Origin of the sequence: Bacillus sp. OTU2372, from assembly GCF_038440275.1 — a bacterium.
Classification (GTDB): Bacteria; Bacillota; Bacilli; order Bacillales; family Cytobacillaceae; genus Neobacillus; species Neobacillus bataviensis_B.
Genome location: NZ_JASATK010000028.1, coordinates 43,808 through 53,062 on the forward strand (window position 1 = coordinate 43,808; position 9,255 = coordinate 53,062).

Consider the following 9,255-nt stretch of genomic DNA (forward strand, 5'->3'; position numbering starts at 1 on the left):
GTGGTATGCCTTATCCTTTAAAGTGTTTGCTTAATTACTTCCTGAGCAGCTGATTGGAGCTTCTCATAGGTCTGTTGTTCTGATAGTTCGGTTCTTGATGTGACGGAAAAAGTTTTTTCATTTAGAGCTAACTGGATGGAGGCACGATAAAGATATGTGGCATTTCCAATTAGATCAATTGAATAGGTATCATCTAGTTTATGGACAACACATTGGACTTTACCGCCATTATTATAAACATTGATGACTTTTTCATAATTGTTTAATTCAGTTAAACAAGTAACTAGTGAAGAAGCGGACATGGCAGTACCACAAGCATTTGTAAAACCTACACCCCGTTCAAAGGTTCGAACGTAAATGGAACCCTTTTCGAGCGGCTTTACAAAGCTGACATTTACCCCATCCGGGAATAAATCATTGGGGCCATTCACTTTTTCACTAAGCTCTTTTTGGAGATTATTTTGAAACATCTCTGTTTCCACAATCGCAATCAAGTGCGGATTGGGTACCGCCAGAGCTGTAAACCTTAACTCATCTGAAAGCTCTTTAATCTTTTCGTTAAAAAGAGTCGGTTTAGGTAGGTTTAATGGAAGTGCCTTTAATTCAAACATGACCGGAGAAATCTCAACCTGATAGGTGTGAACCTGGGGAAATATATCCTCTTGTTTCATGACCTTTAGATTTGCTTTCATTGTTTCAATAACCGCCTTATTGAGCCCCTTCAGCTCACAGATATATCTGGCTACTAGACGGAGGCCATTTCCACACATGGAAGCTTCTGAACCATCGGCATTGAAGACACGCATTCTTCCATCAGCACGGTCACTTTTCATTATAAACAAAATTCCATCTGCTCCAAGCTCATTTCCACGGTTACATAAAACCTTGGCAAGATTTGCTCTATCTTCTTCTGTAAACAAATACTCATTTGATATTTCATCGATGAGGAGAAAATCATTTCCTGATCCATGACCTTTAATTAAATCAATTTGCACAAGCTTTACCCCCAGAATAATATCTTTAATCCATCATATCAAACATTATTATGGAAGGAAACTGTCTTGTTTTATCTCTCAATAAAGTATTCATTAATTAATAACGACATTCTAAGAAGCTTGTCCTTTTCTGATAGGCCCTCTTTAAGTGACAGTACAGGTGTATTAGGTTCTGGAAATAGTGGACTCCATTCGATTGGCATCCACCCTCTTCGCAGCCTCCCCACCTGATGCTCACCATGATCATAAACTAACTCATCCATAAAAACAGAAGATCCTTCTATCTCTCCTATAAACCTTCCAGTATGGTCAAAAAGCTCCTTCTTTGCTTTCCGAAAACCTATATTCCTTTTTTCAAATCTGCCTAAAAAATCTTGATTTCTATCAAATACATCAATTTTTAATACTTTTCTGCCTTTTAGCTCAAAATATCCCAATACTTGGTCTTCTTCATTATATAAGGCGTAGCTTCTTGAGAGCTTGAACCTTTTCTTTCCGGTTCCTCTAAATTTTTTTATTTGTCCCGCCATATAGCCATTAGGAAAATAGATGAATAAACTTGAGGACTGGGAGTTCCTGTAAAGTACTAAAAGATGACGGGCTTTAAAAATAGATGTGGAAATGTCCTTAGAAGCTTTCATATTACGTCTAATCGTGATAGATTGTCTCATTCTAAAAAGGTAGACTTGAAAACTTATCAAACTATAAATCATAAATGGAAGGGCAAGCAGCATGATTTCTCTATTCTTTAAAACAGAAAAATTCCCTATAATAATTATAGTGGTTGGAACTAGAGCGGCAATACTACCATTTAAGTTCATATGAGCTGCATCCCGGTAATATTCATTTATTTTCATCCAGATTACCCCTTATCGATTCCTCTACTAAGAGTTTATTTAATAGGATTGAAAAAAATGATAGAAGTTTTTAAAAAGTAGACTGTGTTAAAGTTGGGTGTTGATTTCCGCTCCAGGTGCTCCAATCAACATGCAAAAAATCAACAATAACCTTTAACACTGCCCAAAAGTAAGAGGAGAGCCTGCTAGACTCTCCTCTACTCTTCAATATAAGAATAAATTTTATCCATGGATGCCTTTGCATCCCGGTAGCCTTGGTTATATAACTCTTCAAGTCTCAGTGGATTTCTTTCCATTCGTCCCACTTTTAATGGCTCGGATGGACGAATAATCAGCACATTCCCTTCTTTTTCCTCTTTTTCCAAATAACCAAGTGTATCGTTATAAATTTGATACCTGGACCGTAAAGATTGACGTAACCCCTTGTAATTCGGATACTTCCTGTCTACAAGGAAATGAAATTTGGAAGGTTTTTTTAAATACCCCTTATTTCTAGTTAAAATGACAATATTCTTCGTAAAACCATCACTTTGCGCTTTTTTGATTGGAATGGGATCACTGATCCCGCCGTCTAGTAAAATTTTGTCCTGATAACGAATTTCAGGTGCGATAAATGGCAGAGAACTTGATGCCCTTAGAACGGTTAGCAAATCTTTTCCATAATCCTGCTTATTAAAGTACACGGGCATACCCGTTAAACAATCCGTTGTCCCGACGACAAACTCGGATGGGCTGCTGTAAAAAACATCATAATGGTAAGGGACATGTTGATTAGGGATTTCATCAAAAATGAAATCCATCCCAAAGAACTGCCTGTTCTTAAAGTAATTCTTCCACGAAATGTATCTTGGGTCACTTGCATATTCAACTGTAACGGTTTTATTTCTTCCTTTTTGCTTTGATAAATAAGACGCCGCATTGCATGCCCCTGCGGAAACACCAATAACATAAGGGAAAAACAGTTCCTCTTCTAAGAAATATTCCAGGATCCCGGCAGTATAAACCCCACGCATCCCGCCGCCCTCCAAAACTAATCCTGTTTGGCTTAACAAATTGCCTCACCCCTTTTATTTTTATTAGTAGCAATACATACACCTAATAGTATAGAACAACCGTTTCTCTAAAGAAAACGAATAGACTTTAAAAGAAAAGACTAAAAAACCATCTGGAAGCTTATGGGATATGTAAAGAAATGCATACCAAAACCCGACAAATTTATATGCCGGGTTCTTTACTGCAGTTTATTTTATTAATCTAAAAATCCATGGAAACTGATATTCTTTTCCTTCATAGGCTTTAACGGCTGCTATAATGCTAAATATAAGCGCTGCAATCCCTAACACCCATAATAGGAATATCCCAATAATTACGATTGTTAAGATTCCGGCCACAATGGAATAGATTAAATAAGAAATGAAAAAGTTAAAGTATTCTTTTCCGTGATTATCAATAAAAGTGGACTCTTCCTTTTTTAATAACCAAATGATCAGTGGTGCTATAATAGGAAAAAACAAGCTTAGGACATACATTCCTGCCGCTAATAGCCTTTCTTCACTCTTTATCATTTCATCTTCCCCCATTGAATAAATTTTTTCATTACGCTAATATTTACGCTGCGTCTTTATAAAGGTTTCGTGATTTTCAAATTAATCCGTAAAAGAAATTATCAATAGGCCGCTTTTCCTATGACACATATGTTGCTAAAATAGATAAAATACCATTAATAACGTAAAGAAAGGTTTTACTATGGATAAAATACTTTTGAAAAATGCAAATGTATATCCGGTTACTTCAGAACCGGCCAAATACACCGATATCCTTATTGAGAATGGCAAGATTAAAAAAATAGGCAAAAATTTAAAGTCAGATTTAACAGTAAAAATAATGGACTGTTCGGACTCGTATTTATTCCCCGGTTTTATTGATGTTCATACACACTTAGGCTTATATGATGAAGGGACTGGATGGGCCGGCAATGATGCTAACGAAACAGTCGAAGCGCTTACACCCCATATTCGAGCGATTGATGGAGTTTATCCATTAGATCAGGCTTTTAACGATGCGATTAAAAGCGGTATTACAACGGTTCATGTGATGCCCGGAAGCGCAAACGTGATTGGTGGTACCACTGCGGTTATTAAAACCACCGGGAAAAATATTAAGAAGATGATTGTCCAAGAAATAGCTGGGTTAAAAATTGCCTTAGGGGAAAATCCAAAAAGGATTCACAGCCATGGCAATAGTGATTCGATTACTAGAATGGGGATTATGGGAATGCTTAGGGAAGCTTTCTACAAAGCCATTCATACGGATAATCCTGAAGATCTTCGAATTGCTCCGCTTGTAATGGCGTTAAAGCGGGAAATACCGGTAAGGATTCATGCGCACCGTGCGGATGATATCATTACAGCGGTTCGTTTTGCAGAAGAATTTCAGCTTGATCTACGCATCGAACATTGTACGGAAGGCCATTTGATTGCCAATGAACTAGCTGGACTTCAATTAAAGGTTTCTGTTGGTCCAACATTAACAAGAAGATCAAAGGTTGAATTAAAAAATAAAACATGGAAAACGTATCAAGAATTGACAAATCACGGTTTAGAAGTATCGATTACAACTGATCACCCTTATACACCGATCCAATACTTAAATATTTGTGCCAGTCTTGCTGTTCGTGAGGGTTTACCGGAACAAAAGGCCCTTGAAGGAATTACCATTCTTCCTGCAAGAAATCTAAGAATTGACGATCGATTAGGCAGTATTGAAGAAGGGAAGGATGCTGATTTAGTCCTCTGGACCCATCACCCTTTCCATTATTTAGCGAAGCCGAAATGGACGATGATTGGCGGTGAAATCGTTTATTCGGAAGGCTAAAAATGTGTAGAAAATTGGTAAAAAATATTAGCGAAAAACCGCAAAAAACCTATTTCCTTTTTTAAATTTTTCTTGTATTATACTCTAAGTGAAATGATTTTGGACCTAATGGATTTGGGGGTTTACAAACATAATTCGGTAACAAAAAAATGATATAGGGAAGGCAAATGGTGCGCCACCAGTTTACTGGTTCTAGTGGGTTCGATTCCCACCCCGAAATTTTTTACGCAATTTTATAAAAAATTTCGAGGGTGGACCGCTTCTTTACACATGGGATCGGAATGCCCTAATGGAGGGATTTTCATGTTGAAAAAACGTGATCTTCATGACAGCCATACTCTGTACGAGTTAATGACGCATCCAGATGTCTTCCCTTTTGTACGTCAAAAAGCTGACTCATATGAAGAATTTTTATTTATGACGAAACAAACCATTGAGGCGGAAGAACGCGGTGAAATAATTTCACGGACCATTCTTGATGAATGGGGTAACCCCATTGGTACAATCAATTTGTTCGACATTGAAGAAAATGCAGGGTTCTTAGGGACTTGGCTTGGTAAACCCTATCATGGGAAAGGGTATAATAGCCCAGCGAAGGAAGCATTTTTTAACGAACTCTTTTATGAAGCTGGAATTGAGACTATTTTTATGAGGATTAGAAAAGTCAATATTCGCTCGATCAAAGCCGCAGAAAAACTTCCTTATGTTGTGAAAGCAAATGAAACGAGAGCATCTCTTTACGCGCAATTGAATGCAAATGGAGAAGTTTATGACATATATGAAATTCCAAAAGACTTGTATACCTTCCATTTTTTGCGAAACGGAACAGACCAAACAGATTCTCAATTACTAGAAGCCTAAAAAAAGCAATCGGCATGCGCCGATTGCTTTTTTTTTAGTATAAAAACAATTATTCCGATAAATTTTGTTCATTATTGACTTCACTTAGTCCCATATGGAGCAAAAATTCGTTTAATTCCTCATTTGTTAACGTTTCAAAGCGGCCATCATGAAAAAACACTTGGGTTTGATTGGGATTAATTCGGTTCATGTTAAAACTCATAAATTACTTTGCTCCTTTCATAGATGAATAAATTCTATTATCTACAAAAGCAGCCAGTTTCATTCAGAAAATCAAATTGTTCAAAAACTTTTGAACTTATTTAATTTTTAAGTTCTTAATGCCTTACCAAGGACATCTACCCCGCCGGTTACTGGTATTATACTACCTGTAATAAAATCAGATTGATCATCAATTAAAAATTGGATAACGCGAGCAATATCCTCACCCGTGCCTAGTCTTCCCACCGAGTGCTTTTCACCGCTTAACGAAATGGATTCTTTAATGCTTTTTTCCTTCCACTCTTTTGTAATATCCCCAGGACAGATCATATTAGCGGTAATTCCATGCTCCGCCTCTTCCATTGCAATTGTTCTTGTTAAGGAAGCCAAACCCGTTTTTGCTGCTGCAAAGGCCGATCGGTAAATCCAGCCAGGTGTGGTTTCAACACGATCAAATCCCAATGTAATAATCCTGCCCCAGCTTTGTTTTCTCATCACTGGAATAATCAGTTTTGATAGATAAAAAACAGCTGTTAAATTACCTTGGATTAAATAATCCCATTCCTCAAAGGAGTAATCTGTCAGTTTTTTTCGTTCATGTATGTATGGACCGGCATTATGAACTAAAACATCCACACTTGAATAGGCTGAGAGAGACTCATTCACAATGCGTATGCAATCCTCTTTGTTGGCAACATCGCCTTGGATAGCGATATTTTTCGTCCCGTAATGATCATTTAATTGCTTTACTAAGAAAACTGCCTCTGACTCACTTTTTCGATAGTTGATCACAAGTTGATACCCATTTTCCGCTAGTAGTTGTGCCGTTTTTTTGCCGATACCAGAAGCTCCTCCTGTAATCAAAGCCGTTTTCTTTTTCACAATCATTACCTCGCTTAAAAGAATTCTCTCCTTAGATATATGTTAAAAAGAAATCATTATATATGCAAATTTTTTCTCATGTCCCTTTTTAAGGGATTTGAAGTTTTGATAACGGATGGGCGAGTGGTTGCATATGATACGGATAACAACAATAAAGGATGTGACAGGATGCAGACTGTAATTAATATCTTCAGCCTGAAAATCAACAGTGTTTCTAACAACGGGTCTGTCAACATCGGCGAAGCCCTTCATAATGCCCATACAGCTAATTCAAAATCCCAAGGTCAAAATTCATCCTATGGAGATTTTGCACCGCCGACAGCGGCCATGGAGAATGTCTTTATTGATCCAGATATCAATGATATGGGTGATATCGCAAATCCATCGAACGTCTTTAGTAATTCGAGATAAAGGACTGAAAAAAATGCCCTTTCAGATAAACATTTTTAATATAAAGACGAATTCCATTGCTAACAATGCCAATATTTCTCTAGGACCATCCGTTCAAAATAGCCATACGGCTAACCAAAAATGGGTCGGATCCAATTTTGCCTTAGGGGATCTTTCTCCATCAAGTTCGTTTTCTCTAAATGGCTTCGGTGACACAGATATTAGTGACCAAGATCAAATTGCAAACCCATCCTCACCAATTGCCAATCAATTTTAGTTATTAGAGAGGTTGAAAGACATGTTTCCATGGAATATGTTTCCTTTTACAAAGGATATGAAAGAATCATTACAAAAAATGAAACCGGATGAGATTAACAATTATGTTCAGGATCTTATTGGAAAAATAATGCCCAACATGGGCAATATGATGAATGGCCAAGATTTATTTAGCAGCTTTCAAACACCAGAAACAAAACAGAGGTCGGCCAATGTATTAAATTCATCCGCCTTTGAGACTCATGATTATGTGTTTGTAAGAATTCCCATTCGAAACGAAGACTGGCTGAATCAGCTTCGCCTGTATCATACTTCTAATCAGCTTATAGTTGAACATATTCCGGAGCGAGAGGATTCTAATACCATCACTCTTCCAGCTATTGTTAAAAAGAAAGGCGGTACGGCAAATTATAAAGATGGAATTCTGGAAATAAAAATTCCCAAAAATATTGATATGCAATACTCACAAATCGACGTGACAGAAATTCTGTAGACGTTGATTTTTTTTTGCATGTTTCCGGTTATTACAAATAAGATTAACTAAGGTAGTCATCCAGGTTCGGTTTTGAACAAACCAATTCTGAATAGAGGGTTTTTATGCGATTCATCTTTCGCTTGTTTACTTCAAATAAAACTTTTACGAAAAAAATATCGGAATTGGAAAATAAGATATCCTCTTTAGAATCAAAAATTATTGAGGTCAAAACAGAGGTAAAATCCATTAGTGTCCCTGCAGATAAAAAAGAAAAAGATAGTCCTCCAACTGTTCAAATTAACCACCTGCAGGTTGACCAAATCGTTATCGAACACTTAGATTATGCTAATAATTTTGGCCAATTAGGTATTAAAGAATTATCAGGCAAGTTAAATATCGGTTCAACATATGAAGGAGATATTTCCGAAAAAGTAAAGGAAATCGTGAATCAGAAGCTTGGAAAGGAAGCAACGGTAAATATTAAGGCAAAAAAAGAGGAATAACAATACTAACTTAAAACTTAAAGACAGCCGAGTGGCTGTCTTTCGTGTTTACAAACCCGTATGATTATTGACTTTTGTGATCATCCATGTTCATACCATCCATAGAGTGGTTAGATGTGGAATCTTCCTTCTCACTTGGTTTCCCAATCGTAAACTCTTTCTTAGGCATATTATGCATGTCCCTTGCGGTTACATGAGAAATAATATAATAAGTACCTTCTTGTTGAAATGTTTTTTCTAACCGATAAACACCATCTTCTGCGTGTTTAAGGGCAATTTTTTCGTGATTTGGATCTTTTGATCGCCAAACCTCAAAAGTAACTTCCGCATCATTAATTTTTTCCTTTCCTTGCGTAACCTTAGCCTCAAATATGATTGGCTTATTTGCTTCACCGGGATTAGGTTTTACTGATAAATTTACATCCACCATTTCCGGCATATCACCTGTTTTCTCTTGCTCATTACTACAGGAAACAGCTACACTTAAAGACAGAATTGTAATAAGCATAAGTACTATCTTTCTCACGGCTTTTCTCCCCTAACTTAGTTCGTTCATTAATTGAGGATTGAACACTTCCTTCACTAGCATTGTTACATATTTACCAATATTATTGCAAAAAATAATGTTTAACAAAAGTAAGAAAGGAGAACCCTATGTCAACCCCTTACAAATGTCCGAATTGTAAAACAAACCGAAGCCGTTTTAATATTATTCAACAAGTTTCTCAATCTGTTAAGCTTGATCCTCAGTCTGGAGATGTTATCCGCCAATATGGCGAAAATGAGTTGGAACCATTTCATCTCCCCTATAACGGACCAGATTATCGAGTCCAATGTGGTGCTTGCGGTTTAATCGAAGATGAACTGACCTTCATCAAATTTGGTGAACAAAGATAATTTATTAAAAAACACCTTTAGTGTTTAATGTGTACCCGTTGTAT

General features: G+C 36.8%; 14 protein-coding genes. 7 read left to right on the top strand and 7 right to left on the bottom strand.

From position 1 onward, the window contains the following. Window positions 1–17: 17 nt before the first annotated feature. The 4 genes from dapF to AAHB15_RS26080 form a co-directional block, all read right to left on the bottom strand. Window positions 18–995, bottom strand: a complete 978-nt coding sequence (gene dapF, locus AAHB15_RS26065; RefSeq protein WP_342043636.1) for a diaminopimelate epimerase — start codon at window positions 993–995, stop codon at window positions 18–20. A gap of 71 nt (window positions 996–1,066) precedes the next feature. Continuing rightward, on the bottom strand, window positions 1,067–1,852 hold the full coding sequence (locus AAHB15_RS26070) for a hypothetical protein (protein ID WP_342043637.1): 786 nt from the start codon (window positions 1,850–1,852) through the stop codon (window positions 1,067–1,069). A gap of 197 nt (window positions 1,853–2,049) precedes the next feature. Beyond that, window positions 2,050–2,904: a patatin-like phospholipase family protein gene (locus tag AAHB15_RS26075; RefSeq protein ID WP_144562883.1), complete on the bottom strand. Its 855-nt coding sequence runs from the start codon at window positions 2,902–2,904 to the stop codon at window positions 2,050–2,052. 189 nt (window positions 2,905–3,093) lie between these two features. Beyond that, complete coding sequence (locus AAHB15_RS26080) at window positions 3,094–3,417, bottom strand: DUF4870 domain-containing protein (protein ID WP_335574775.1); 324 nt, start codon at window positions 3,415–3,417, stop codon at window positions 3,094–3,096. A gap of 181 nt (window positions 3,418–3,598) precedes the next feature. Between AAHB15_RS26080 and AAHB15_RS26085 the strand changes: the two genes are divergently transcribed. Together AAHB15_RS26085 and AAHB15_RS26090 are read left to right on the top strand one after the other, a co-directional pair. Beyond that, window positions 3,599–4,726, top strand: coding sequence for an amidohydrolase (locus AAHB15_RS26085; protein ID WP_144562885.1), 1,128 nt, complete (start codon window positions 3,599–3,601; stop codon window positions 4,724–4,726). 303 nt (window positions 4,727–5,029) lie between these two features. Next, window positions 5,030–5,587, top strand: coding sequence for a GNAT family N-acetyltransferase (locus AAHB15_RS26090; protein WP_335574773.1), 558 nt, complete (start codon window positions 5,030–5,032; stop codon window positions 5,585–5,587). A gap of 49 nt (window positions 5,588–5,636) precedes the next feature. Here AAHB15_RS26090 and AAHB15_RS26095 read toward each other — a convergent pair whose 3' ends face one another. After that, window positions 5,637–5,789: a hypothetical protein gene (locus AAHB15_RS26095; protein ID WP_176541151.1), complete on the bottom strand. Its 153-nt coding sequence runs from the start codon at window positions 5,787–5,789 to the stop codon at window positions 5,637–5,639. A gap of 107 nt (window positions 5,790–5,896) precedes the next feature. Next, complete coding sequence (locus tag AAHB15_RS26100; RefSeq protein ID WP_335574772.1) at window positions 5,897–6,670, bottom strand: SDR family oxidoreductase; 774 nt, start codon at window positions 6,668–6,670, stop codon at window positions 5,897–5,899. A gap of 168 nt (window positions 6,671–6,838) precedes the next feature. Here AAHB15_RS26100 and AAHB15_RS26105 point away from each other — a divergent pair, with 168 nt between their 5' ends. The 4 genes from AAHB15_RS26105 (at window position 6,839) to AAHB15_RS26120 (ending at window position 8,314) form a co-directional block, all read left to right on the top strand. Further along, window positions 6,839–7,081 (top strand): spore germination protein, encoded by a 243-nt coding sequence (locus AAHB15_RS26105; RefSeq protein WP_144562888.1) that lies wholly within the window; start codon window positions 6,839–6,841, stop codon window positions 7,079–7,081. Between the two features lie 13 nt (window positions 7,082–7,094). Beyond that, on the top strand, window positions 7,095–7,337 hold the full coding sequence (locus AAHB15_RS26110; protein ID WP_335468845.1) for a spore germination protein: 243 nt from the start codon (window positions 7,095–7,097) through the stop codon (window positions 7,335–7,337). A 21-nt stretch (window positions 7,338–7,358) separates the two neighbouring features. Continuing rightward, window positions 7,359–7,829 carry an Hsp20/alpha crystallin family protein gene (locus AAHB15_RS26115; protein WP_144562890.1) on the top strand — a complete coding sequence of 157 codons (471 nt, stop codon included), beginning with the start codon at window positions 7,359–7,361 and terminating at the stop codon, window positions 7,827–7,829. Window positions 7,830–7,933: 104 nt separating this feature from the next. Then, window positions 7,934–8,314: a hypothetical protein gene (locus tag AAHB15_RS26120; protein ID WP_144562891.1), complete on the top strand. Its 381-nt coding sequence runs from the start codon at window positions 7,934–7,936 to the stop codon at window positions 8,312–8,314. A gap of 64 nt (window positions 8,315–8,378) precedes the next feature. Here AAHB15_RS26120 and AAHB15_RS26125 read toward each other — a convergent pair whose 3' ends face one another. Next, window positions 8,379–8,840 carry a FixH family protein gene (locus AAHB15_RS26125; RefSeq protein WP_335574771.1) on the bottom strand — a complete coding sequence of 154 codons (462 nt, stop codon included), beginning with the start codon at window positions 8,838–8,840 and terminating at the stop codon, window positions 8,379–8,381. A 128-nt stretch (window positions 8,841–8,968) separates the two neighbouring features. Between AAHB15_RS26125 and AAHB15_RS26130 the strand changes: the two genes are divergently transcribed. Further along, window positions 8,969–9,211, top strand: a complete 243-nt coding sequence (locus tag AAHB15_RS26130) for a DNA alkylation repair protein (protein WP_098529393.1) — start codon at window positions 8,969–8,971, stop codon at window positions 9,209–9,211. The last annotated feature ends 44 nt before the right edge of the window (window positions 9,212–9,255 follow it).

Bases quoted from the DNA above. Each gene is read 5' to 3' on its own strand.
- AAHB15_RS26070 (WP_342043637.1), bottom strand. From the start codon at position 1,852: ATGAAAATAAATGAATATTACCGGGATGCAGCTCATATGAACTTAAAT.
- AAHB15_RS26080 (WP_335574775.1), bottom strand. From the start codon at position 3,417: ATGATAAAGAGTGAAGAAAGGCTATTAGCGGCAGGAATGTATGTCCTA.
- AAHB15_RS26085 (WP_144562885.1), top strand. From the start codon at position 3,599: ATGGATAAAATACTTTTGAAAAATGCAAATGTATATCCGGTTACTTCA.
- AAHB15_RS26090 (WP_335574773.1), top strand. From the start codon at position 5,030: ATGTTGAAAAAACGTGATCTTCATGACAGCCATACTCTGTACGAGTTA.
- AAHB15_RS26095 (WP_176541151.1), bottom strand. From the start codon at position 5,789: ATGAGTTTTAACATGAACCGAATTAATCCCAATCAAACCCAAGTGTTT.
- AAHB15_RS26105 (WP_144562888.1), top strand. From the start codon at position 6,839: ATGCAGACTGTAATTAATATCTTCAGCCTGAAAATCAACAGTGTTTCT.
- AAHB15_RS26110 (WP_335468845.1), top strand. From the start codon at position 7,095: ATGCCCTTTCAGATAAACATTTTTAATATAAAGACGAATTCCATTGCT.
- AAHB15_RS26115 (WP_144562890.1), top strand. From the start codon at position 7,359: ATGTTTCCATGGAATATGTTTCCTTTTACAAAGGATATGAAAGAATCA.
- AAHB15_RS26120 (WP_144562891.1), top strand. From the start codon at position 7,934: ATGCGATTCATCTTTCGCTTGTTTACTTCAAATAAAACTTTTACGAAA.
- AAHB15_RS26130 (WP_098529393.1), top strand. From the start codon at position 8,969: ATGTCAACCCCTTACAAATGTCCGAATTGTAAAACAAACCGAAGCCGT.